General features: G+C 45.0%; 23 protein-coding genes. 4 read left to right on the forward strand and 19 right to left on the reverse strand.

Annotation, left to right across the window (positions count from 1 at the left end):
* Window positions 1-112: 112 nt before the first annotated feature.
* From MKS89_RS10575 to MKS89_RS10590, 4 genes are all read right to left on the reverse strand, one after another.
* Window positions 113-1,108, reverse strand: a complete 996-nt coding sequence (locus MKS89_RS10575; protein ID WP_072956984.1) for an NADP-dependent oxidoreductase — start codon at window positions 1,106-1,108, stop codon at window positions 113-115.
* Between the two features lie 346 nt (window positions 1,109-1,454).
* Entirely contained in the window at window positions 1,455-1,790 is a 336-nt protein-coding gene (locus MKS89_RS10580; RefSeq protein WP_072956731.1) for a UCP019853 family protein, read from the reverse strand.
* 305 nt (window positions 1,791-2,095) lie between these two features.
* Window positions 2,096-4,045 carry a DNA topoisomerase III gene (locus MKS89_RS10585; protein WP_072956728.1) on the reverse strand — a complete coding sequence of 650 codons (1,950 nt, stop codon included), beginning with the start codon at window positions 4,043-4,045 and terminating at the stop codon, window positions 2,096-2,098.
* Window positions 4,046-4,111: 66 nt separating this feature from the next.
* Window positions 4,112-4,444, reverse strand: a complete 333-nt coding sequence (locus MKS89_RS10590) for a Grx4 family monothiol glutaredoxin (RefSeq protein WP_072956726.1) — start codon at window positions 4,442-4,444, stop codon at window positions 4,112-4,114.
* A 254-nt stretch (window positions 4,445-4,698) separates the two neighbouring features.
* On the opposite strand from MKS89_RS10590, the gene sodB reads away from it, so the two are divergent.
* The 3 genes from sodB to MKS89_RS10605 all read left to right on the forward strand — a co-directional run bounded on the left by sodB (window position 4,699) and on the right by MKS89_RS10605 (window position 6,792).
* Window positions 4,699-5,283, forward strand: coding sequence for a superoxide dismutase [Fe] (sodB, locus tag MKS89_RS10595; RefSeq protein ID WP_072956723.1), 585 nt, complete (start codon window positions 4,699-4,701; stop codon window positions 5,281-5,283).
* Window positions 5,284-5,418: 135 nt separating this feature from the next.
* Complete coding sequence (locus MKS89_RS10600) at window positions 5,419-5,943, forward strand: VC2046/SO_2500 family protein (RefSeq protein ID WP_235862529.1); 525 nt, start codon at window positions 5,419-5,421, stop codon at window positions 5,941-5,943.
* 177 nt (window positions 5,944-6,120) lie between these two features.
* Window positions 6,121-6,792 (forward strand): SDR family oxidoreductase, encoded by a 672-nt coding sequence (locus MKS89_RS10605; protein ID WP_072956719.1) that lies wholly within the window; start codon window positions 6,121-6,123, stop codon window positions 6,790-6,792.
* A gap of 37 nt (window positions 6,793-6,829) precedes the next feature.
* On the opposite strand, the gene MKS89_RS10610 is transcribed toward MKS89_RS10605, so the two are convergent.
* The 14 genes from MKS89_RS10610 to sixA form a co-directional block, all read right to left on the reverse strand.
* Window positions 6,830-7,585 carry an MlaA family lipoprotein gene (locus tag MKS89_RS10610; RefSeq protein ID WP_072956716.1) on the reverse strand — a complete coding sequence of 252 codons (756 nt, stop codon included), beginning with the start codon at window positions 7,583-7,585 and terminating at the stop codon, window positions 6,830-6,832.
* A gap of 404 nt (window positions 7,586-7,989) precedes the next feature.
* Complete coding sequence (locus tag MKS89_RS10615) at window positions 7,990-8,490, reverse strand: DUF2802 domain-containing protein (protein WP_072956715.1); 501 nt, start codon at window positions 8,488-8,490, stop codon at window positions 7,990-7,992.
* Window positions 8,490-8,984 (reverse strand): chemotaxis protein CheW, encoded by a 495-nt coding sequence (locus MKS89_RS10620; RefSeq protein WP_021018794.1) that lies wholly within the window; start codon window positions 8,982-8,984, stop codon window positions 8,490-8,492. The genes MKS89_RS10615 and MKS89_RS10620 overlap by 1 nt, the downstream gene beginning before the upstream one ends.
* A 47-nt stretch (window positions 8,985-9,031) precedes the next feature.
* The gene (locus tag MKS89_RS10625) at window positions 9,032-10,114 is read right to left on the reverse strand and encodes a chemotaxis protein CheW (protein ID WP_072956712.1); all 1,083 of its coding nucleotides are present in this window, start codon (window positions 10,112-10,114) and stop codon (window positions 9,032-9,034) included.
* The gene (locus tag MKS89_RS10630) at window positions 10,104-10,883 is read right to left on the reverse strand and encodes a ParA family protein (protein ID WP_072956709.1); all 780 of its coding nucleotides are present in this window, start codon (window positions 10,881-10,883) and stop codon (window positions 10,104-10,106) included. The genes MKS89_RS10625 and MKS89_RS10630 overlap by 11 nt, the downstream gene beginning before the upstream one ends.
* A 9-nt stretch (window positions 10,884-10,892) precedes the next feature.
* A complete protein-coding gene (locus MKS89_RS10635) occupies window positions 10,893-12,008 on the reverse strand; it encodes a protein-glutamate methylesterase/protein-glutamine glutaminase (RefSeq protein ID WP_072956708.1) in 1,116 nt (371 codons plus the stop codon).
* 24 nt (window positions 12,009-12,032) lie between these two features.
* Entirely contained in the window at window positions 12,033-14,357 is a 2,325-nt protein-coding gene (locus MKS89_RS10640) for a chemotaxis protein CheA (protein WP_072956705.1), read from the reverse strand.
* A 9-nt stretch (window positions 14,358-14,366) separates the two neighbouring features.
* Window positions 14,367-15,089: a protein phosphatase CheZ gene (locus MKS89_RS10645; RefSeq protein ID WP_072956703.1), complete on the reverse strand. Its 723-nt coding sequence runs from the start codon at window positions 15,087-15,089 to the stop codon at window positions 14,367-14,369.
* A 70-nt stretch (window positions 15,090-15,159) separates the two neighbouring features.
* Entirely contained in the window at window positions 15,160-15,528 is a 369-nt protein-coding gene (cheY, locus tag MKS89_RS10650) for a chemotaxis response regulator CheY (protein ID WP_038179952.1), read from the reverse strand.
* Window positions 15,529-15,573: 45 nt separating this feature from the next.
* Window positions 15,574-16,305, reverse strand: coding sequence for an RNA polymerase sigma factor FliA (locus MKS89_RS10655; RefSeq protein WP_072956700.1), 732 nt, complete (start codon window positions 16,303-16,305; stop codon window positions 15,574-15,576).
* Window positions 16,298-17,185 carry a MinD/ParA family protein gene (locus MKS89_RS10660; protein WP_072956697.1) on the reverse strand — a complete coding sequence of 296 codons (888 nt, stop codon included), beginning with the start codon at window positions 17,183-17,185 and terminating at the stop codon, window positions 16,298-16,300. The genes MKS89_RS10655 and MKS89_RS10660 overlap by 8 nt, the downstream gene beginning before the upstream one ends.
* 13 nt (window positions 17,186-17,198) lie before the next feature.
* On the reverse strand, window positions 17,199-18,698 hold the full coding sequence (gene flhF, locus MKS89_RS10665; RefSeq protein ID WP_072956696.1) for a flagellar biosynthesis GTPase FlhF: 1,500 nt from the start codon (window positions 18,696-18,698) through the stop codon (window positions 17,199-17,201).
* Between the two features lie 29 nt (window positions 18,699-18,727).
* Complete coding sequence (flhA, locus tag MKS89_RS10670; RefSeq protein ID WP_072956693.1) at window positions 18,728-20,821, reverse strand: flagellar biosynthesis protein FlhA; 2,094 nt, start codon at window positions 20,819-20,821, stop codon at window positions 18,728-18,730.
* Window positions 20,822-21,236: 415 nt separating this feature from the next.
* The gene (gene sixA / locus MKS89_RS10675) at window positions 21,237-21,704 is read right to left on the reverse strand and encodes a phosphohistidine phosphatase SixA (RefSeq protein WP_072956692.1); all 468 of its coding nucleotides are present in this window, start codon (window positions 21,702-21,704) and stop codon (window positions 21,237-21,239) included.
* Window positions 21,705-21,938: 234 nt separating this feature from the next.
* On the opposite strand from sixA, the gene MKS89_RS10680 reads away from it, so the two are divergent.
* Entirely contained in the window at window positions 21,939-24,716 is a 2,778-nt protein-coding gene (locus MKS89_RS10680) for an insulinase family protein (protein ID WP_072956690.1), read from the forward strand.
* Here MKS89_RS10680 and MKS89_RS10685 read toward each other — a convergent pair.
* The gene (locus tag MKS89_RS10685) at window positions 24,713-25,312 is read right to left on the reverse strand and encodes a VOC family protein (protein ID WP_072956689.1); all 600 of its coding nucleotides are present in this window, start codon (window positions 25,310-25,312) and stop codon (window positions 24,713-24,715) included. The two genes, MKS89_RS10680 and MKS89_RS10685, sit on opposite strands and share 4 nt — an antisense overlap.
* Window positions 25,313-25,460: the final 148 nt, after the last annotated feature.

Consider the following 25,460-nt stretch of genomic DNA (forward strand, 5'->3'; position numbering starts at 1 on the left):
TCGTTTTCAAAACAACATCTAAAACGTCATACTGTGTATCAATCGTTTGTCGATAGCACCACAAAAAACGGGCTCAGAAGAGCCCGTCAGCGATAGAAGTATGAGCAGAATCTTATAACTCGACGATTAACTTACCTTGATTATCACCACTAAATAGCAATTTAATCGCATCAGGTGCATTCTCGATACCATGAATAACATGGGTGCGATACTTCAGCTCTCCTTTCATCAGCATGCCGCCTAAAGCCAAGCCATAGTCAGCAAACCGATCAAAGTGATCTGGCATGGTAAAGCCCTGAATCGATAGGCGACGCTTAATAATATTCATCCAACTCGGCCCCGGATCGGGCTGGTCTTTATTGTATTCAGCAATCAGACCACAGACCGCGATACGTCCATGCGCATTCATCCGGGAAAAAATAGGCGCCTGAGCAACCCCACCGGTATTTTCAAAAAACAGATCAATCCCATCCGGTGTGGCAGTTGCCAGTTGTTCAGCAAAGTCTGGATCGTGATAATTCACAGCGGCATTAAACCCTAACTCTTCAGTAATCCAGCGCCCTTTTTCTTCATTACCGACAACCCCGACGACTCGCAGTCCGAGATTCTTCGCCATTTGTCCAACGAGTGAACCGACCGACCCAGCGGCTGCCGTGATAACTAATGTTTGTCCTGGCTTTGGCTGTAAAACCTGATACAAGCCATGATACGCCGTAACGCCCGGTAGTGAGATCACCGCCAGTACAGCCTCAGCCGGAATCTCCGCCGGTATTTTGTTCAGCCCGGTTCCGTTTGAAACCAGATATTCCTGCATACCCGTCATTCCTAGCACTCGGGTTCCTTCAGGGAAATCCGGATGTTTGGAAGACACAACCTCACCCATGCCGCTTGCACGCATGACATCACCGAGTTGCACCGGGGGAATATAGCTACTCTCATCTGAGCTCATCCAGCCTCGCATTGCAGGATCCAGAGAAAGATGCGTGACTTTGACCAAAAACTCGCCCTCTTGTGGCGTTGGTATTGTTGCTGTTTCTGTTGAAAATACATCCGCAGTAATTTCCTGCTGGGGTCTCTCAACCAAATGAACCGCCCGATATGTCTGCATGTTTTCCTCTCTCATCGAATGCTTCGTTGTCATCACTACAACAACATGTTGAACGTCATATCCCATTGTTCTCAAATAGGTCACCTTTCATGTGGTAGAAATGATGCGTTCAATCTCTTAACCTATCATTATAATTTCAGTGGGAGTTATTAAATATTATGAATATTTCCTATTCAAGAAACGTAGTCAATAATATATATGGTGACGATTCAGATCATTTTAAAGTACGGGTGTATATAAAATTAGGGAATGCTAAATATCAAATAAACAACGATAAACTGCCAACTGAAATTATTGATGGCTCTTATCAGATAACAGTATTTCATTTTTATTGCTTGGTTAAGTTTTAAACGAATGAAGATTCCATACAGGGTTCCAGCTGAATCGATATAGCTTTACCATCCAGCGAGGCATATTCAGTCCCCATTGGCGCATCGCCAATCGACAATGATAATTCCATAGAATCATCGTGTTCTGATGTCACTGCGGGTATACCTTCTCCAAATTGTTCAGCGAAATCTTCATCCAGAAATGCGAAGGTGATGAAATAGCTTTTCCCGAGACGAATATCACTGGGGACATGACCTAAGAAACATTGAACAATTGAACCATGAATATCAAATGTGATCTCTTCTCGAACTTCTGGATTAATATGAACGACTTTTGCTTTATATTTTCTCATGAAGTCTCCGTTATTATATTTTAATGAATAGTATTTCACATCCGTAAACACTATTAAAAATGATACAGCGAGGCGTTATACTCCGAGTCAGAATAACCGATAATTACCGACATGATATGGAATCAACCCTCATTTATTTGTTTTTATTCATATAGATATACATACAAATCAATCAATAAAATCAATCGACCAGTCAACAACCCTGATAATGCGACGATTTGCCTTCATAAGCATAGTCGATTTATAGAAAGAGACAATCCATTCTTCAAATAAACGACCTCCTCACATCACTGACGTCTTCTTCTTCAGGTTGATGAAGCGCTAGACGACTTTCTTGAACCTCGTTTGGCAAACGACTTTCTTGTCCGCGAACGCTTCACCGGCTGAGGGAGTGAACGTAAAGAATCCGGTGGCGGTGCCGTTTTCACTTGTTGCATTAAATGATCAATCTGTTGCGTCAAAGTAGTCATAAAAGGCTGATAAGCCTGATTTTTCTCCGCCATATCCTGAAGCTGATGCTCCCATTGAGCCGTCATATCCGGATATGTCGATGCTACGGGCAATGCATGTATCAACCCTCGCCCTGCTGGCGTGCTGCGGATCTGTTTTCCTTCCCGCTGTAAGAGTTGACGTTTGATCAGCATATCAATAATACCGGCACGAGTCGCTTCCGTGCCGAGCCCGTCGGTTTCCCGTAAAATTTTTTTCAGAGATTTATCTTCAACAAATCGAGCGATCCCCGTCATCGCCAGCAATAGGGTAGCTTCAGTAAAAGGCCGTGGAGGTTCGGTCTGATGGTTGCCGATTTCGCCTTCACGACAGGTCAATACAGTTCCTTTGGTCAGCGGGGGAACGGCGTCAAGACCATCTTGGTCATCATCACGAAACCCTGTAACAGTCTTCCAGCCCGGCGAGACCATTTGCTTCCCTTTGGCAATAAAAGTACCACCGGCAATATCAAATACCAATTGAGACTCGGCATAACACGCAGGCGGATAAAACTGAATCAAATATTGTTTAGCAATTAATTGATAAACTTTTTGCTCATCACCTGACAATATTGCGGTCTTTGTCTTCGGTGTGGGGATGATGGCATGGTGTGCGTCAACCTTACTGTCGTTCCATGCTTTGGATTTCAAAGATAAATCAGCTCCCTCGACCGCTTGCTTCAGCGCTGGCGCAATATTTGAGATTGCTGCGGTCACCGAGGCTGACGCCTGCCAATGCTCCGTTGGCAGATAGCGGCAATCTGAACGGGGATAGGTGATCAATTTATGTTTCTCATACAACCCCTGACATACGTTCAGCACTTGCTGGGCGCTCATCCCATATTTTTTCGCCGCATCAATTTGTAAAGCAGAGAGCGAATAAGGTAACGGGGCATTTTGGCGCGTTTGTTTTTGTTCTGAATCCGTGACAGTCGCTGGCTGACCTTGTATTCGTCTGGCGACGTTTTCGACCAATGGACGATGAAGAACATGTCCTTCGTCATCCTGCCACGGACGGCAAGCTTCACTCGGTTTCCAGCGAGCCCGGATATCAAAGGTTTGATCCGCAGTGTGATAGGGTATCAAGGCATGCAGGGAAAAATAATCCCGAGGCACAAAGTTTTCAATGGTCTCATCTCGACGAACCACCAACCCTAACACCGGTGTCTGAACCCTGCCGACTGACAACACGCCCTGATAACCAGATTGCTGCCCCAACAGTGTATAAGCTCTCGACATATTCATGCCATACAGCCAATCTGCCCGGGACCGTGCCAATGCAGAGACAGAGAGCGGTATAAATTCTCGGTTTTGCCGGATCTGCTGCAATGCCCGTTTGACCGCAGACGGATTGAGATCGTTAATCAACAGACGTTCCGTGTCGGCGCGGCGCTGTTGACTGACTCGACAATACTCTAACACTTCATCCACCAGCAGTTGCCCTTCACGATCCGGGTCTCCGGCGTGAACAATCTGTAGTGGCGATTTAAGCAGTTTCTTAATCACGGTCAGTTGCCGTGAGGACGATTTTCGAGGACGAAGTTGCCATTGCTGCGGCACAATCGGTAAATCTTCCAGCCGCCATTTCTTATAGCGATCATCGTAGACTTCCGGTTCGACCTGTTCTAAAAGATGACCGATACACCATGTGACAATATCACCATTACCACAACGAATACATCCATCCTCCTTCTGGTGAGGACGGGGTAAAACATCGGCAATCGCACGGCCGAGACTCGGTTTTTCAGCAATAAATAGACGAGGCATACAAATATAAAGGCCACAAAAATTTGTGGCCTTAACATAACAGGATCAACTGTAAATTTATACAGTTTACTCTTCTTTTTCTACGCGTGCTGCGGCTTCTTTAATCAGCGGTTGTAGCTCTCCTTTCTGGAACATTTCCAGAATGATGTCACAACCACCAACCAACTCGCCTTCTATCCATAGCTGAGGAAACGTTGGCCACTGGGCATAAATGGGTAACTCTGCACGGATATCCGGATTTTGAAGAATATCAACATAAGCAAATTTTTCTCCACAAGCCATCAATGCCTGTGCAGCCTGAGATGAAAAACCACAACTAGGTAGCTTAGGCGAGCCTTTCATATAAAGCAGAATTGAATTGTCAGAAATCTGCTTTTTAATTTTATCGATTGTTTCCATGATGTCCTCGTCAGAGCGTTTGAAAATATCGGCTATTCTAAATCATTAACGGAGAATAAAAAGCCTATTATTATTATGGTCTCTTTCGTTCCGGATACAACGCTGTCTGGTTGTGTTGATAAATTAGTGCTTTAAATAAAGTAAAAACTTGCTAAAATAGAACCAAGTCAGTCGTTTTGACGAACATCAAAAGAAAATAACTCTGGAAGCTAACTGAAAGAGAGACTCTTTCAAACACAATGGAGAACTGAGCAATGTCATTTGAACTTCCCGCTCTTCCTTATGCAAAAGATGCATTGGAACCTCATATTTCAGCAGAAACACTCGACTATCACCATGGTAAACACCACAACACATATGTGGTTAAGCTGAATGGCCTGATCCTAGGCACTGAATTCGAAAACAAGTCACTTGAAGAGATCATCAAAACTTCATCTGGCGGCATTTTCAATAACGCGGCTCAGACTTGGAACCACACATTCTACTGGCACTGCCTGTCACCAAACGGTGGCGGTGAACCAACAGGTGCTGTTGCTGATGCAATCAATCAGGCGTTTGGTTCTTTCGAAGATTTCAAAGCAAAATTCACAGATTCTGCTGTCAACAACTTTGGTTCATCTTGGACTTGGTTGGTGAAAAAAGCTGATGGTTCTCTGGATATTGTCAATACATCCAATGCAGCGACACCAATTACTGAAGCTGGTGTAACACCACTACTGACTGTTGACCTGTGGGAACACGCCTACTACATCGATTACCGCAACGTGCGTCCTGATTATATGAGTGCTTTCTGGGCACTGGTTAACTGGGACTTTGTGGCTGAAAATCTGGCGAAGTAATTCGGTGATTACGAATTTTTCAGGATTTTGACATAATCCCCTGTCTCGGCAGGGGATTTTTTTATATAAAATTCAACCAGAATGATATTAAAGTCATCTCCGCGCCTGCCGATATGTAAGCATCAGACGGAGAAGATGATGCTACAGCCAACCACCGAGATCCTACATACACTGGATAAAGCAAATCTGATCAACGAACTGCAATGTGGGCAGAACGTTAATCAGGCGATCGCACAAAATCGACGCGCCGATTTTGCCTTGCTACTTGCGATGCTCTCCAACGATATGCGTGAAACGACGGCAACAGAAGTGATTGACCCAATTCACCATACCGACAGTGAATTACGCAAACACTTTGCACTGACATCACCACAACCCTTACGCTCCGATCAGGAAAGCTACTCATCCGGGGCTCAAATCGCTTTACAATTTCATCAAGGCGGAATCTGTTCGGCAAAACTTCAGCATTACCTACACCCAGATGCTTTGTCTTACTTCCCTGAATATACTCATCAGTTAGATGAATCGGTTTATCACAATCTCTCCGGTCACCAACGCCGCCAGCTTGAAAACCAAACACCGCCACAACCTTTAAACTATGACCTTTATAATCAATTGGTTACTAACCGGAGATTGTCCCAAATTCAGGCTCAAGCCTAACTATTTTTCTGTAATCACACAGTGATACACCGATGGTTGTGTGAATTACCCCCCAAAACAGATCACATCATGCACCTTTAAAGATATTCTTTGACCCCTTTCACAACCTTCCCTGATGGGTTCAACCATGCTACTCAAACATGAATAAAAATAATGAACCACAGGAAAACGCCAGTCATGCATATCAAGGATTCAATTATTCTTATCACTTCATCAGCGACAATGTTAGGGAGTGCATTAGCAGAGCGCTTCGCTCAACTGGGCGCTAAAATAGTCCTGACAGACACGCACCAACAAGATTTGCTGGCAACTTACACGAGAATCCGAGATCTTTCAGCCAGTACCAGTTATTTTTTTCTACCGGATTACACACCCAGTTCAATCGAAGCACTACTGAATTTTATTACCGAGAGATATCATGAAGGTCCGGACATACTGGTGAATCACTGGCCTAATACCCCATTGCCTTCAGTGACAGATGAGCAACCTTTAGAAATGTTTACGAATAGTCTGACCATTATGGCTTCAACAATTTTTTCATTTGGCCAGATGAGTGCTGAACGCATGAGGCGTGACAAAAAGGACGGTGTGATTGTCAATATTATTTCGAATACCGATCAAGAGACTGTCAAAGGATTTGAAAACTCGGCATCCATAGTCACTGGATTTACCCAAAGCTGGGCAAAAGAACTGACACCATTCAATATACGTGTCGGTGCGGTCATCCCCGTTTTAGAAGCAGTTGATGGCGAATCACGGCCGACACCGGTCTTGTTAGATGAACTAATTCGGAATACAGAATATATTGTAGAAAACGAATATTTCAGTGGCAGAACCATGTCTACTTGAATCTGCCAACATCAAGACATAAATCAAATGATCACGTTTACTCACTCATATATTGGTCAAATAGCGCTTCTTGGTCCGGATCATAGGTCTCTTTTTTCTCAATTTCAGCTTTGAAATCCTGATGCTGTAAGTAGATTTCTCGGGTCAATGCATAAGGATCAGGAGAGTCCTTCAACATTGACTCCTGATTCACCAATGCAGCCCTGCTTTCCATCCCTTCAAAAATAAATTTTGAAACACTTCCCCAAATATTCAAGTAAGAGAGCGGGGCGTAGGTTTCATCCACTAAATCAGTCGCAGCACGGGGCGTATAAGGTCCGGCCGCGGGTACCATCAGATATGGGCCATTCCCGACCCCGTAGTGCCCGAGCGCATCCCCGAAACCTTTCTGATCGGCTTTGGTTATCCCTGCTTCAGATGCCAAATCAATTAAGCCGAACAACCCGAAAGTTGTATTCAGCCAGAAGCGGTTAAAATGATCTAACGCTTGACGACCATTCCCCATAAGTAAGTTATTCACCATACTTGACGGTTCATCAAGGTTAGAGAAAAAATTCGCAATCGCCCGGCGAATCGGATTGGGGACATGATCGACATAAGCGAGAGAAACAGGTCTGATCACGTAAGGATCAAGATAATCGTAATTCAGGGTCCAGAAACTGCGATTGACGCTTTCAAGCGGATCATTTACCGATGCATTAGGATCCTGTGGGTCAACATGATCCGTTGTACTGCAACCAATCAAAACCAATAGAATAAAGCCTAGACAAAGCCGCTTGATACGGTCATTCATTTTATTTTTCCGTTCTCTTTCCTGAGTTAGATATGAGCGATCAATCCGGTAAAGCAGCTGCGTCCTATGACCGGTCACTCAAAACCTGCTAAGTATATTCATATCGTTTGTCAATAACAACGTCAACCAGCTCTCCGGATAACCAGATCCGTTTGTTGATAACAATCATTCGAATATGACGCCATTACATGACACTCCGCATCAACTCGAACGAGTTCGACAAACCATCCTACTGATTCAGCATACCTTCGAAAAAATTTAGCATATTTTTGTGGCTTAGGATTGAAAAGTCACGACAGACAACACCGCAGCAGCAAACAACCCTGCGATGTACAAATCGTGTGTCCCGTTACATTTTCTACAAGTGATAAAAAAGAAGTCCGCAGACTTCCTTTTTTATCAACTTATACACTTTTCTTTTTCGGAGGTGTCTTTCGTTTGACAGTACCACCTTCCGGACGCGCCCTCAACGGTGGCACTTTTTCCTCTCCGGAGAGTTTCTTCTGGAGTGAAAGCATCAATTCTGCCTCAGCTTTAGGCAACTCACACTCTTCTATTAATTCATCAATATCAGCACCAAGCTGCACCATTTTTGAAGCACGAGTGTAAAGCCGGGCATCGCTGTCTTGCTGTTCCAATTCTTTAATTCGTTCATCCTGATGCAAGATAATTTGCTCCTGCTCGGAGATTTTTTGCCCCAGTCCCACGACGACAGAACGCAGCTCAACAAGCTGTTTACTCGCCTTTTGCAGCGACTTATCTAATACTCTTGACTCCTGACGACGCATCTCAGACTGTTTTAAAATGAGACGCCTTAAACGGTATATTGTCAAAAGCAACAAGAAAACAACAAAAATAGCTCCCCCGAGCAATACGGGAAAGCTTAACAAAATGTCACGATACATTATAAGTGAGCCACTTCATCCCACTCGTCATCATTCAAAAGCTTGTTCAGATCAACCAGAATTAACAGCTTGCCTTCCCGATTGCTGACACCTTGAATGAATTTAGAGCTTTCATCCGTTCCGACACTTGGTGTTGTGTCAATTTCAGAGGTTCGCAAATAAACGACTTCTGCAACACTATCAACCAAAATACCAATCACTTGACGTTCAGACTCAATCACAATAATTCGAGTATTGTCGGTCACTTCACCATCAATCAAACCAAAACGAGAACGGGTATCGATAACCGTTACCACATTTCCCCGCAGGTTAATAATCCCCAATACGTAATCAGGTGCTCCGGGAACAGGGGCGATTTCAGTATAGCGAAGGACTTCCCGAACTTGCATCACATTAATGCCGTAAGTTTCTTCCTCTAACTGGAACGTCACCCACTGAAGCACTTCATCATTAGACTTATCTTTTTTCACTTCTACTTCATTTGTATGAGACATACCTTATCCTCTCTAAGTCGAATCCGACACTAATGTTTTCGGTAAATCTAATCATTATCGAGTGCTTTAACATCTAATCCAGCCTTTAACATGGCGGTTAACGCTTCAACATGAATCAAAGCACACATTTTCTCTTTTACCATTCCGGCAAGCCAAGGGCGTTTTCCAGCCCGTTCACGCCAACGAACCTTTTCAGGATTCAATGATTCGGTTCCTCTCAATTGATCACATGCGAGCCCCCAAGTACTGTCACCAAGCATCACGATGTATTGATAGGAATCCTTATAACCATCATTTTTTAACTTTTCAGACATCACCCAACGGGCAGTATCGACCACATCCAATTGCTGATCACGATTCGTCTGTAAACCGAGATACCATTGAGGTCTGCCAATTAAGTGACTGACTTTTTCAAGGCGATGGATACCACCTAATTCATCCAACGGCACAGCAAATACAATTTCATTGACTTCAAAATACAGTACCTGAAAGTTTTCAGCCCGTTCCGTACTATGCCAAGTAATCTCTCCAACCGTACCACCAGCCTGAGTCTGTGGTTCTGGCTGAATATCCGATAGCTGTTCAATACTCTCCTGAACATCTTCTACTTGAGTCGTCTGAACTGTCACCTCGGGTTCCGGTTCAACAACCAGAGATTCACTTATAACGTCTGCTGTTGCAACCTCGTCTTCCAATACATCATCCGATGAAATTTCCACATCAGATGGCGTTGCGACTTCGATCACTTCTTCAGATTGAAGGTCAATATCCCAGTCCTGAATCTCATTTTCTTCAACACGTGCATCTTGATGAACAGAGATCTCCTGAGTATTTTTCTCCAACAATGCTTCAATATCTTCAATTTCATCAACTGGATTTGATGATTCCAACTGATTCAAGAGTCGCTGTACATCCTCAAGATTCGGAAACAGTGCTTCATCTTGGTGAGTCTCTGATGCTTCAGCAACACTAACACGCTGTGCCTGTAATTGTGGTACAACTTCAGGTTCTTGCGAAACTTGTGCGTTTTTTTCTTGAACTAGCTCTAACTCCCCTGCCTCTTCATCTAATAAGGCAGCAAAGTAATCGTCTAAAGCCTGTTCGCTCGATAACGCGACATCACGATTCATTAATCGCCAACCTCTCTAAGTAGATAAGCAATTGTTTGTATGCAAATACACCCCGACTCCCTTCAGCAAAGTGAGATGCAGGCAGACGTTTCAAGCTCGCATCTCTAAACTTCGTATCAATCGGCACGGCAGACGTCCAGACTTGATCCGGATAATCTTTCTTCAACTGAGTTAATGTCTGCAGCGAGGCTCTTGTCCTTTTGTCATACATCGTCGGAACAATCGTCACTTTGAACTCTCGGCTTCGTGACTTCTGCATGATACTGAGCGTCCGCACCATTCGTTCCAAGCCTTTCATTGCCAAAAATTCAGTTTGAACAGGAATCAAAATTCGGTCGCTGGCCGCTAAGGCATTGACCATCATCACTCCCAAAATAGGTGGGCAATCAATTAATACATAATCATATTGGTGACGAAGGGCAAGCAGCGCTTTTTTTAGAATCAATCCCATCCCACTTCGGTTACCCATCACACGATCCAGCGTTGCCAGAGACATATGAGCCGGAATCAGATCCATCCCTTCAATATCAGTTTCAATCACAAGAGGACGAACCGATTTGTCATCCAAAGAGGGCAACTGGAACAAATCGAATAAGCTTGATTCAACATGATCAGAATCATAACCGAGATAAGTCGTCAGTGAAGCGTGTGGGTCAGTATCCACCAGAAGCACTCGATGACCTTTTTTGCATAACAGGCCAGCCAACGTAATCGTTGTCGTTGTTTTTCCTACTCCACCTTTTTGATTGGCAATACTCCAAACAATCATCGGTTTTCCTTATGCAAGACCCACTTCTACTAAAATACGCTCAGCGATACGTTCCAAAGGCAAACTTTCAGACGATATTCCCGCTTTAGCGACAGCCTGAGGCATACCATAAACAACACAACTCTCTTCGTCTTGTGCCCAAATCGTTGCTCCAGCTTGCTTCAACATCCGGGCGCCTTCCCGCCCATCAGCCCCCATACCGGTCAATACGATGGAAAGGACTTTATCTGCGTAGACCTTTGATGCGGAACCAAATGTCACATCGACACAAGGTTTATAGTTCATCCGCTCACCGCCATCAAGAATACGAATTTTGGCCGCGCCGACCCGACCTTCGATCATCATCTGTTTACCACCGGGAGCCAAGTAAGCAACCCCCGGCTGTAAAACATCACCATCTGCGGCTTCTTTCACCGATATCTGACATAGAGAATCAAGACGACTGGCAAAAGCAGCAGTAAAAGTCGCTGGCATATGTTGGATCAACAAAATAGGATGAGGGTAATTCGCGGGTAACTTCACCAATATTTTTTGCAGCGCAACCGGTCCTCCGGTTGATGTTCCGATAGCCGTCAATTGATATCGTTTACCACTCGCTTTAAAGCGAGTCGGTATCGCGTTGACACTACCGCTTAAAGGACGAGTTGTTCGTGCTGTCGTCTGAGTCCGAGTGGAAGTTGTTGTGTTCGAACGAGAAGCAAGCGGAGAGACACGACGAAGATACGCTTTCTTCCGTGCAATCTCTAAAACACGCTGTTGTAATAACGCCACTGCTTCATCACGGTTACGAGCAATGTCTTCAAATTTCTTGGGCAGAAAGTCCATCGCACCAGCATCGAGTGCATCCAGTGTCGCTTTCGCACCATCATGAGTAAGGGAAGAGAACATCAAGATTGGCGTCGGATTATCTGCCATTATTTCTCTCACAGCAGAGATACCGTCTAACACGGGCATCTCTACATCCATCGTAATGACGTCTGGATTCAAGCTTTTTGCCTTTTCAACAGCTTCTCGACCATTGATTGCGACGCCAATGACCTCTAAACGCGATTCCGAGTTAATGATTTCACTAACACGACGTCTGAAAAAACTTGAGTCATCAACCACTAAAACTCTTATCGCCATATTTTCCCTTATTCAACCAATCAGTTAGATGCGAGATGCTGCCGCATAGTTTTTCAATAAATCAGGAACATCCAGTATTAATGCAATATGTCCATCACTGGTAATTGTTGCGCCAGCCATTCCCGGCGTTCCTTGCAACAAATTGTCCAACGGCTTAATCACGACTTCTTCCTGTCCTATCAATGTATCTACGACGAAACCAACTCTTTGGTTCCCCAATTGTACAATGACAACATGTCCATGCCCTTTACGATGATCAATGATACCCTGACGAGGTGCAAGCCAATTTTGTAAATAGAACAAAGGGATAGATTTTTCGCGTACGATAATGGTCAGCTGTCCGTCAACGACATTTGTTCGGCTCAAATCCAGATGGAAAATCTCACTCACACTTGCCAGTGGTAACGCGAATGGGCTTCCTGCAACACCGACCATCAGTGTCGGCAGTATTGCCAGTGTCAACGGAACTTTGATAGCAATTTTGGTGCCTTTCCCAATTTCGGAGTCGATGTCGATAGAACCATTCAGCGTATTAATCGCCGTTTTAACCACGTCCATACCAACACCACGACCAGAAATATCAGAAATCTGCTCTTTACTGGAGAAGCCCGGCATAAAGATGAGGTTAAAACACTCTTTATTTGTCAAACGAGAAGCGGCATCTTCATCCATAAGCCCTTTCTTAACGGCAATACCTCTCAGTTTATCCGGGTTCATGCCTGCACCATCGTCGATGATGCAAAGTTCAATATGGTCACCTTCTTGCGATGCAGATAACAGCACTTTCCCAGTTCGAGGCTTGCCGGCTTTCACACGGTCATCCGGCATTTCAATCCCATGGTCGACAGAATTGCGAACCAAGTGAATCAGTGGATCTGCCAGAGCCTCAACGAGGTTTTTATCCAAATCGGTATCTTCACCGCGCATTTCCAGCACAATGTCTTTCTTCAAGCTTCTCGCCAAATCCCGAACGACACGAGGAAAACGGCCAAATACTTTTTTGATCGGCTGCATCCTCGTTTTCATGACTGCGCCTTGCAGATCAGCCGTCACAACGTCTAAATTCGATACAGCTTTTGACATTTCTTCATCATTGCTATTCAAACCAAGACTGAGCAGGCGGTTCCGAACAAGAACCAACTCACCGACCATGTTCATGATGGTATCCAATGTGGATGTATCCACACGGACACTCGCTTCAGCCTGTGGTTTTTTCGCTGCGGCGACTTCCTTAGACTCTCGTGTCGCAACCTGTGTTTTCGCGGCTGGTTTCTCTTTAACTGGTGGCGTAACCGCTGGTTTCGCTTGCACACTCGCTTTTGGTGCTGCAGGTTCTTTTTTCGGAAGCTCTGTTGCTTTCACAACAGGTTCAACATTAGCCGATGCCGGTCTAACCGCCATTTCCAACTCTTCGACAGACGGACCTTTGCCAGCACCATGTAGCTCATCCAGCAATTTTTCGAACTCGTCATCGGTCATCAGATCACTGTCACCGCCATTTGAGGCAGGTGCTGACGACTGAGCAGTTGAATTTGTTGTCGGGGTTTTCTTCGGTGGTGGAGGCGCAGCAACCGGTTCTGAACCTTCAACTGAAGGCCCTTTCCCGACACCATGCAACTCATCGAGTAACTTCTCGAACTCATCATCGGTAATATCGCCACTATCACTCGCTGTATGCTGCTGTGGTGATACTTTAGATTCTTTTGGTGCAGATTCATTTGATGTCGATTGAGCACTATGTGCCGGCGCTTTACCCTTACCGTGGAGCTCATCCAGCAGTCGCTCAAACTCATCTTGGGTAATTTCATCAACCGAGTTGGCTCTTGCCGTGTCAGAAACTGCGTTGTTTTCTGGTGGTGGTGTTTGAGGGATATCTTCAGCAGGCGCTGCTGGCTCGTCATCGAGCACTGATGTGTCCGGGGATTGATTCGTATCCTCTGATTCATCTTCATCTGCTGAAGCGGGCTGAGAAAGTCGGTGTAGCTCTTCCAATAAGGCTGGATCTGCGGGTTCGAGTGGTTCATGATCTTGCACCGCTTGGAACTGCTCGTTCACCGTATCTAGAGCCCGTAACATTGTATCCATAAGGCCAGATGTTACTGTTCGCTGCCTGTTCCGTAATATGTCAAAGACATTTTCTGCACCGTGACAGGTGGCAACTAATTCAGTTAAAGCAAGGAAACCAGCGCCCCCTTTTACCGTATGGAACCCTCGAAAAATTGCATTTAAAAGGTCGTTATCTTCAGGATTATTTTCAAGCTCAACCAACTGCTCGGACAACAGCTCTATTATTTCACCTGCCTCAACTAAAAAATCCTGTAAAATATCTTCGTCTAATTCGTAGCTCATACGGCACCTCTAAAAACCAAGACTCGATAACAAATCGTCAACTTCGTCTTGAGATGAAACAGCATCACTTCTTTCATGAGGATTCAAAATTGGCCCCTCAGGATCAGTGGCTTGATGTTTTGTCTTATCTTCTTGTTGTTCTGATTGCTCTGTTCCAAACACAGTAAGAATATCGACCAATCGCTGCTCAACTTCATTAACCAGTGTGATAACCCGTCGAATAATCTGTCCTGTCAGGTCTTGGAAATCTTGAGCCATGAGAATATCCATCAACTCACCACGTAACTCCGAACTATCACCTTCAATCTGACTGAGTAGATCGTCAATTTTGTGGCAGAGTGCTTTAAACTCATCTAATGCGATTCGGCCCTTCATGAGCTCGTTCCATTGAGGACGAACATCCAGAAGCGTCTGGTGCAACTGATCAGCAATAGGCATACAGCGATCAACGGCATCCATTGTTTTATTAGCAGCAACCTCGGTTTTGGAAATGACATACTGGAGACGATCTTTCGCATCAGGAATTTCAGATGTCGCAATCTCACTCATCCGTTCATCAACGGTGAATTCCTTGATCGACTCATGCAATTCTCGGGTCAGCTCACCAATCTGCCGAAACATCGGATCAGCAGACTTGGACTGGTATATCCCCACCAATAATGCATTAGCTTCTTCTCTGTTGCCGCTTTCCAATAAATGGACGAGCTGTTGTGCTTGTTCTAATTCAATCATCCTGAAGAGCCTTTATACGCGAATAAATGTTTCTCTTACCTGATCAGGTACTCAGATCAAAGTTCAAGACTTATAAACGCTCAAAGATTTTATCCAGCTTTTCCTTAAGCGTAGCCGCTGTAAATGGTTTGACAATATAGCCATTCACACCTGCCTGAGCAGCTTCAATGATTTGCTCACGTTTCGCTTCAGCTGTAATCATCAACACAGGAAGGTGCTTAAGCTCTTCATCAGAACGAATGTGTTTCAGTAAATCAATCCCTTGCATTCCCGGCATGTTCCAGTCGGTCACGACAAAGTCAAAATCACCTTTCTTAAGCATAGGCAAAGCCGTTAACCCGTCATCAGCTTCTTGAGTATTATTAAAACCCAAGTCGCGGAGCAGGTTTTTCACTATTCGGCGCATTGTTGAAAAATCGTCAACAATAAGGATTTTCATGTTTTTATTCAAAATTGCCTCCACTGAGTATGAGATCAGTGATATTTAGTCATTTTGTGTCCAAGAACGCAGCTTTGTTCTTAAACGCTGCATGGTTTGGCTTAATATTTGGCTTACGCGAGACTCACTTACACCAAGCACTTCACCAATTTCTTTTAAGTTTAGCTCTTCATCATAATAGAGCGAAAGTACTAAAGCTTCACGTTCAGGAAGCGATTTTATTGATTCAACCAATGCTTTACGAAATGATTCGTCAGCAACACCTTTAAATGGTGAGTTATCATCACTATCAAAAGGTGATATAGCATCATCAGAAACACCTAAATCTTCGATACCAACAATCCGAGAACTGTTTATATCGGTAATGACACTATGATATTGATCTAACGACATTTCCAGATACTTAGCAACTTCTGTATCGGTCGGTTCACGATTTAATTCACCTTCAAGTACCGAAATTGCTTGGCTGATCTCACGATTATATTTATGGACAGAGCGAGGAACCCAGTCTCCACGACGAATATCATCCAACATTGCGCCACGAATACGGATCCCCGCATAAGTTTCAAAACTGGCGCCTTTACTATTGTCATAGTTTTTTTGCGCTTCGAGTAGTCCGATCATTCCCGCTTGAATTAAATCTTCGACCTGAACACTCGGCGGTAACCGTCCGATCAAGTGGTGTGCGATACGCTTAACCAATACAGAATACTTTTCCAGAAAAGCCTGCTGATTATTGAGATTTCCATATTGATCGTACGTCAGCGCCTTATTCACCAAAAGGTTCCCCTACTATTTCTGTTCGATTTAGCAACCGTTCAACAAAAAATTCCAAATGGCCGCTCGGTGTTTTGGGTATCGGCCATGTTAATGCTTTATTCGCCAAAGAGCTAATCGCGAGCGATGCCGGTGAACGTGGAAATGCCTCAACAATGATTTTTTGTTTTTTCACAGCCTGACGGACATTATCATCTAAAGGTATACATGCGACGAGTTCTATGCCGACATTGAGGAACCGCTCTGTGACTAAGGTCAGCTTCGCGAACAACTCACGCCCTTCCCGATAACTCCGCACCATGTTCGCAACAATTTTAAAACGCTGTACCTGATGCTCACGACTTAATAACTTGATTAAAGCATAAGCATCGGTAATTGACGTTGGTTCATCGCAAACAACGACAACAACATCCTGAGCCGCTCGGGCGAAACTCACAACCATATCAGAAATCCCAGCTGCTGTGTCAACCAACAGCACGTCCATTTCTTCTTCCAGACTGCCAAATGCCCGAATTAACCCGATATGTTGCGCATGGGATAATTCAACCATGGACTTCGTACCGGAAGTTGCCGGGATAATTCTAATCCCATATGGGCCTTCAACGATAGCATCTTTTAACTCACACTCACCAGCCAGGACATGCCCCAGATTCTTTTTGGGACGAATACCTAACATGACATCTACGTTTGCCAATCCCAGGTCGGCATCAAGTACCATCACTTTTTTGCCCTGACGAGCCATACTCATTGCCATACCCAAAGTGACGTTGGTTTTGCCAACACCACCTTTTCCACCTGTCACTGCAATCACTTTTGTCAGTGTTGGTTGGCTTAAACGGCGCAGGCCGCTTGCTTGGTCGAAAATCATTTTATCTGTCATATTTATCCGCCGCCTAGATTCTCTCTGAGTCACTGCTCCAGTAGTGAGGCTCATTGTCAGCCGACTTCTCTAGCAATTCGTTCGCTTTCGCTACCATATATTTTGGCTGAGCAATCACAATATCTTCAGGGACACGCTGGCCATTCGCGATATAAGCGACTGGTAACGCATTTTCAACCACCACACTCACAAACTCTCCCAAACTCAGAGACTCATCTAATTTAGTCATGATGCATCCAGATAAGGGAATTCGTCTGAAGTGGTCAATGGTTTCCTGAAGTACCTTTCTTTGTGCTGTTGCTGGTAAAACTAAATAACTTTTGATCACGCCACCGCGATCCTGCATTAAAGTGTCAAGTTGTTCAGACAAGCGCACATCTCGTTGCCCCATACCTGCTGTATCCACCAAAATCAGACGCCGATTTCGTAACTGTTGAACTACATCGGCTAACTCGTTGGAATCTTTAGCAACTTTTACTGGGCATCCCATAATCCTGCCATATATCGCTAACTGCTCATGGGCACCAATACGATAAGTATCCGTTGTGACCAGCGCGACATTATCCGAACCGTATTCCATTGCGGCTCTGGCAGCCAATTTTGCAACTGTTGTCGTCTTCCCGACACCAGTCGGCCCAAGCAAGGCGACAATCCCGCCTCGCTTTAAAATATCCTGATTGACGACCGGGATCTGATCCGACACTAACCCAAGTAAAGCGCGCCATGCTTTGGGTGGAGGGGTATCTTCCGGTATATAACAAGCAAGCTGATCCGCCAGTTCCAGTGACAGTCCCATCCGAGACAATCGCTTAATCAACATGGCTCGGAGAGGCTCTCGACGCTCAACTTCCTGCCACATTAAACCGGAAACCTGATGTTCCAGAAGACGACGAATCGAATTGATGTCTTCTTTCATCAAATCAAAATCCTGCGAATTCTGAACGTCCTCTTCGCGTTTCTGACGACGTTCATAACGAGAAGGGTCCAGTTGAGGCTTGTGATGTTCTTCACGCTCTTCCCATCGACTGACGGGTGTATGATCTCGGTTACCTGAAGGACCATTGCTCGCTGAAGCATCTTTTTCTTTGGCTTGACGCTGTAGCAGAGACGACAACGAATCCTCACGTGTCGGCTCTTCATCTGACTGAGTTGGCGTATACTGTTTCAGTAAATTGGCAAAACGGTTGGTCATTGAACCTCGTTGGCTTGACGACTGTTGCTGCCGTTGTGGTTTTTGAAGCGTTGCCGCAGTCCGTTGACCGAGTTGGACGCGATCCTCTTTTAGCTCACGTCGTCCGACTGAAGGTGACGGCTCATCTCGGTAACGCGGTTGAGAATTATAACCGTGAACTTGTGTCTTGGGAGCGACAGTATCGCTGTCAACCGCAGCAACGATTTCTACCCCACCTGCAACTTTTTTATTAGACATGATCACCGCATCGACCCCAAGTTCCTCTTTCACTTGAAGTAATGCAGTTTTCATGTCTTTAGCAAAAAATCGTTTTATCTTCAAAGCAGCAACCCACCATCAATGTTTATCTGCTAGTTACCGACAGCCTGTACAATTCGAATCTGTTTCTCGTCAGGAATCTCCTGATAAGAAAGCACACGCAAGTTGGGTATCGTATTTTTTACAAATTTAGCCAGTGTGGCTCGCAGAACACCCGATGTGAGTAAAACAGCTGGCTCACCTTTCAACTCCTGCTCTTGAGTCGCCTGACTCAAAGAAGATTGAAGCCGCTCAGCGAGACCGGGTTCAATCCCTGCAGACTCTCCACCTGACGCTTGCATTGTCTGATGCAATAATTGTTCCAATTCAGGAATCAATGTAATCACTGGCAATTCCGGATCTATACCATTGATTTCCTGAACAATTAGACGTCTCAGGGAAATCCGGGCAGCAGCCGTCAAAATGTCAGGTTCTTGACTCTTCCCGGAATATTCTGCGAGGGTTTGAACAATAGTGCGAATGTCACGAATCGGAATCGCTTCATTCAATAAATTTTGCAGAACTTTAACGACAGTGCCTAATGGCAGTTGGTCCGGTACAAAATTTTCAACCAGTTTTGGCGCACTACGCGCTAACATCTCCAACAAATTCTGAACTTCTTCGTGACCGATCAGTTGGGCAGCATTATTAGTGAGTAATTGACTCAAATGGGTCGCTAATACCGTCGATGAATCGACAACCGTATAACCCAATGCCTGAGCATGTTCTCGCTGATCTTCACGAATCCAAACCGCTTCTAAACCAAATGCAGGGTCAAAGGTCTGTTCGCCATCAATCAGTCCATAGACCTGCCCCGGATTAATCGCCAACTCCTGATCAGGCCGAATTTCAGCTTCTCCGACAGCAACTCCCATCAAAGTAATCCGGTAACTGTTCGGGGTTAACTCGAGATTATCCCGGATATGAACGGGCGGGATTAGAAAACCAAAATCTTGTGAAAGTTTCTTTCTGACACCTTTTACCCGCTCTAATAATTCGCCGCCTTGATCACGATCCACCAACGGGATTAACCGATAGCCTACTTCCAACCCAATAATATCAACCGGCTGAACGTCATCCCAAGACAGCTCTTTTAACTTCGGAGACTCGGCATCCATTTCTGCGGGTAATTGTTCGTTTTCAGCGGCTTTACCTTGCTTTTTATGCAACAAATAAGCACCACCACCAGCCAGACAAGCCAAGAGCAAAAAAGCAAAATGAGGCATCCCGGGCACGATTCCCATGACACCTAAAATTGCAGCCGTGATCATCAGTGCTTTCGGATTGTCGAACAGCTGGAAGATCAGCTGCTGCCCCATATCTTCATCGGTATTTTGACGCGTCACCATAATCGCTGCGCCGATGGACAGGAGCAATGACGGAATCTGAGCGACCAGACCATCACCAATTGTCAATAAGGTATATATCTGAATTGCCTCACCGAAACCCAGATCATACTGGATCATCCCAATAGTCAATCCACCAACAATGTTGATAAATAGAATGAGAATCCCCGCTATCGCATCACCTTTAACAAACTTTGAAGCACCATCCATCGAACCGTAAAAATCAGCTTCTTTCGTCACTTCAAACCGACGAAGACGCGCTTGTTCCTGATCGATCAACCCTGCATTCAAATCAGCATCAATTGCCATCTGTTTCCCGGGTAATGCATCCAACGTAAAGCGAGCACTTACTTCAGAAATCCGGCCGGCCCCTTTGGTGACAACCATAAAGTTAATAATCATCAAAATCAGGAAAACCACCAGACCCACAGCATAGTTGCCACCAATCACCACGCTACCGAATGCTTCTATCACACTACCGGCAGCCCCCGGGCCGCCATGACCATACAATAAAACAACCCGAGTCGATGCGACGTTCAATGCTAAACGCAATAACGTTGCAATCAGCAATACAGAAGGAAAAGCTGCGAAGTCGAGTGGTCTGCGCGTATATACGGTCACCAACAAGACGACCATCGACAGAGCAATGTTAAACGTAAAAAAGAGGTCCAGCATAAATGCCGGGATAGGCAAAACCACCATCCCCAGCGTTGCAAGTACCATGACCGGAGCACCGATAGCAGGGATCGTGCGCCGTGGCATGGCGGGTAATTTGTCAGCAAATGGCAGCGTAAACTTCATAGATGACCGTTCATAATTCTCTGTTGGGAGTTGAAGAGCCTGAACCTCAGGCCGTCATTGGGAACTTCTGGATTTCTCAGTTCATGCAATAATTGCACCATAAACATGTCAAATTTATGGCTCACCAGCTTGGTCATCTCTCGGCTCGTTGAAATGATATGGATCACACCAGAATAATAGGGCTGAACAAGGAATAGATAATAGAATTGACGCTATCGTCAGACAGATAGACGTCATCAAAAGATACAACAAAGATAGGAAATCAATTTCTCGGGAACCATCACAAGAGACATACGTCAATGACCGAACATGACTTCCCCTTTGACCCCAGATTAGGGGGAACAGACTGTCTCAATGTTCCTCCCTCTTCTGACAAAGGTCTGTGAACCCGTCTCAAACCGCAATCACCGACAAATTATTTCGGCGCAAGACGCCACAATAACTCACCCTGTTGTGTTTCAGGGATATAATCAAGACAGGCCAATCCGGATGTTGGAAACATCGGTGCCGGCATGTCTCTGACGAACTCACTGGTCAAGTAACCGACCAAAGGCAAGTGGGAGACGATAAAGAATGAATTGACCCGCTCAATGTCAGCCAAAGCCATCAAATAATCGAACACCCGATCTGATTTACCGTACGGCGTTATATCATCGCAAGTTTCGATACTGAGAGCTTCGACGTAAGCAGAAATTTCCTGCCATGTTTCTTGTGCTCTAAGATAAGGGCTAATCAACACTTTATCGACGCTAATTTTTTGTATGTCATTCGCCTGCTTCATCACTGAAACTGACTCACTTTTCCCAAGTTCGGTCAATGGCCGATCCGCATCACCTGTCGCGCAATATCCCGCTTCTCCATGACGCATAATAAAAATTTTCATACGATGGCTACCTTAATACCCCATTAAACTCACAGGTGAGTTTATACTCACTCAATATAGCCAAGTCCTGATTTTCGTCGTTAGAGAAACCTCTACTCTATATTGGCTGCTTCACTCGAATTGAGCAAATTAAAATAACATTTTACTCATAAAATTGTTATCTGAGGTTGGCGACGTCAGTTTTCAACGTCATACTAATAATCGATTCCCTAGCCACGTCTGGAGGCATGTCTCGTGCATATCAGTCCAAATGATACAAATAGTTACCGATATATCACCTTACTAAACCAACTTCGGGTGCTATTGATTTGTGACCCCAATGCACAAAAAAGTGCAGCAGCTCTGGCAATCAATGTCGGGCACTTCGATGACCCTACAGATCGTGAGGGTTTAGCGCACTACCTAGAGCATATGCTATTTTTAGGTACGGAAAAATACCCAAACTCCGGCGAGTTTCAAAATTTCATAAATCAACACGGTGGAACACATAATGCTTGGACAGGAACTGAGCATAGTTGTTTCTTTTTTGACGTCGCGACTTCAGCATTTGAAAAAGCACTGGATCGCTTTGCCCAATTTTTTACTGCCCCACTGTTTAACGAAGAATCTCTCGACAAAGAACGCCAAGCCATTGAATCGGAATATAAACTCAAACTCAATGATGATGTCCGGCGGCTGTACCAAGTGCATAAAGAAACCATTCATCCACAGCACCCTTTCGCCAAGTTTTCTGTCGGGAACGAACAAACTTTGTCAGATCGCAATCAGGTCAGTATTCGTCGAGAAATTGTGCAGTTCCACCGTGAACACTATTCTGCAGACTTAATGACACTAGCGGTCATCGCTCCAGAGTCACTCGATACATTAGAACTGTGGGTTACGGAACGATTTGCTGACGTTATGAATCAGCAACGTCGTGGGAAAAGCGTTCAGGAACCCTATGTCACCAGTAAACATACCGGCCTGTTGATTGAAGTTGAACCTCTGAAAGATATCCGTAAGCTGTTTTTGTCCTTTCCATTGCCCTGCATGGATATTTATTATCAGCAAAAGCCATTGTCTTATTTTGCACACTTACTCGGTTATGAAGGAAAAGACAGCCTGACACAGGCGCTGAAAGACAAAGGATGGATTACGAGCCTTTCGGCCGGCGGCGGCACCAGCGGAAGTAACTACCGAGAATTTACTGTCAGTATGTTACTCACAGAGAAAGGGATGACGTCTGTTGATGCAATTATTCAGGCGATTTTCAGCTATATCAATTTGATCCGGGAAAAAGGGCTGCAAGCTTGGCGTTATGAAGAGAAAAAAGCGGTTCTTGAAGCAACGTTCCGGTATCAAGAAGTCCCACGCCCATTGGATATGGTTAGTCATCTGGTAATGAATATGCAGCATTACCAAGAAGAAGATACCATCTATGGCGATTATATGATGTTGGGCTATGATGAAACGCTGCTCAGAGACATTATCGAACAGTTTGTACCTGAAAATCTCAGAGCGACCCTGTTAGCTCAGGGGGGCGACTATGACCAGACCGCGAATTGGTATTACACCCCATATTCAGTGACCCCTTTTACCGACGCCCAATTTACCTGTTTCCATCAGACTCAGTCAGAGCTCAGTATGGCATTGCCCGAACCCAATCCTTTCATCTGCCATGGACTACAACCGAAATCGATCGAGTCTGATGATGCTCAACCACAAGTCATTCAGGAAAGTGACGGATTCCGCCTATGGCACATGCAGGATCAGGAATTCTTGGTTCCCAAAGGTGTCATCTATGTTGCCATTGATAGCCCTTATGCTGTGCAGAGTCCTCGCAATATCGTAATGACCCGGTTGTGCGTTGAGATTTTTCTCGATTCACTGGCTAAAGAAACTTATCCGGCTGAAATTGCCGGGATGGGATATAACATGTATACCCATCAAGGCGGAGTAACCCTGTCTATTTCTGGTTTCAGTCAGAAACAACCAGAACTGTTGGCACTCATTCTCGATCGTTTCAAAAAGAGAGAATTCAGTGAACATCGTTTCCTGTCGGTAAAAACCCAACTGGAACGAAGCTGGCGAAATGCCGCGAAAGATCGACCGATCTCACAACTGTTTAATGCGATGACAGGGTTGTTACAGCCCAATAACCCACCCTACGAAAGCTTGCTTGAAGCACTGCAAACAATCAAAGTTCAAGAGCTGGCACCTTTTGTCGATCAGATGTTATCCCAACTCCATGTGGAGATGTTCATTTATGGGGACTGGAGAAAATCGGATGCGTTGCAAATCGGGCAACAATTGATTCAGGCATTGCACGTCCAAGATCAACATTATGAAGAGTCACTCCGCCCTCTCGTCATGCTGGGAAAACAAGGGACTTTCCGCCGGGAAGTGTTCTGTGATCAAGATGATTCCGCGATCGTGTTGTACTACCAGTGTACGGATATCTCACCCAAAAGTATTGCACTGTACTCTTTAGCCAACCACTTGATGTCTGCAACCTTTTTTCATGAAATCAGGACAAAACAGCAGCTCGGATATATGGTGGGGACTGGGAACCTCCCTCTGAACCGCCACCCGGGAATCGTGATGTATGTGCAATCGCCTCATGCTGCGCCAATCGATTTAATCACCTCGATTGATGAATTTCTGAATGCCTTTTATCTGGTTTTACTGGAACTGAACGAATACCAATGGCACAGCAGCAAACGAGGATTGTTCAACCAAATTGCCATTCCGGATCCAACGCTCAGAAGCCGGGCACAACGTCTCTGGGTCGCGATTGGCAATAAAGACCATCAGTTCAATCAGCGAGAACTCGTGTTGCAGGAGCTGAAACAACTGTCGCGCTCGGATATGATCCGCTTTGTTGTCAATGAACTGAAACCCAGAACGGCCAATCGCCTCATCATGCACACTCAGGGCAATGTACACCATGATGCCGAACAACTCACTCTGGGTAGAGAAATTGGCTCAATCGAAGCGTTTCAACTCATGCCGAAAGCTTACGAGTTAGGCTAGATTTGATGTTCTGAAGCGATCACATGCGCCAGTGAATGGGGATGCAACTTGAGGCAAATATCTCCCTGACGAAAAGCAATTGTCGGGTTTGCCAAGCGTTCCCTGTCTCCTTTTGGCGCAGAACATTTTACCGTAATCCCTCGCTGTTCCAATGTCGGCCACATCTGTTCCAGCGCAGGGAAACGCTGCCAAATATCCCGCAAAAAATCATCCACATTTGTTGCACTGGAGGGAATGACAAATTCCACATGCTCCCATCCTTGACGAGGATAAGACTTCCCTTTCACCGGATAAGGTAATTCCAAACAGTACGTTGACCATCTTCCGAGCAAGATAGGCGTTTCCAGCTCAATCACAATAATCGGTCGGCCATTAATGTTTGCCGATGAGATTTCCATCCCCTCATTTAACCAAGCTTGATGAGCGGCTTCAGCAAGCTGCCGGTCATTGATACGCATGGCAATATGATCCAGTTGAAATGAGATTAAATCCAGTTGGAGAACATCACATAACCCGCTGACTTTACCAATAAAACAACTCGCGTCCTGATACATTAGTGCTGGCATAAGACGGTTGGTAATAAGAAGAGAATGCATTTGGCGACCATCATCGGTTGAAAGACTGGTTGAATCCTAACAGGATCTGGTGGAAAGTAGAAAAATTCAGGCGCTTTTCTCTATAAGAGTGATAATAAAATTGCTATTATGTGCGCCAATTTTTGAACTCGATCGAGATGTGTATCAC

Source organism: Vibrio gazogenes (assembly GCF_023920225.1).
In the GTDB taxonomy this organism is placed as follows: domain Bacteria; phylum Pseudomonadota; class Gammaproteobacteria; order Enterobacterales; family Vibrionaceae; genus Vibrio; species Vibrio gazogenes.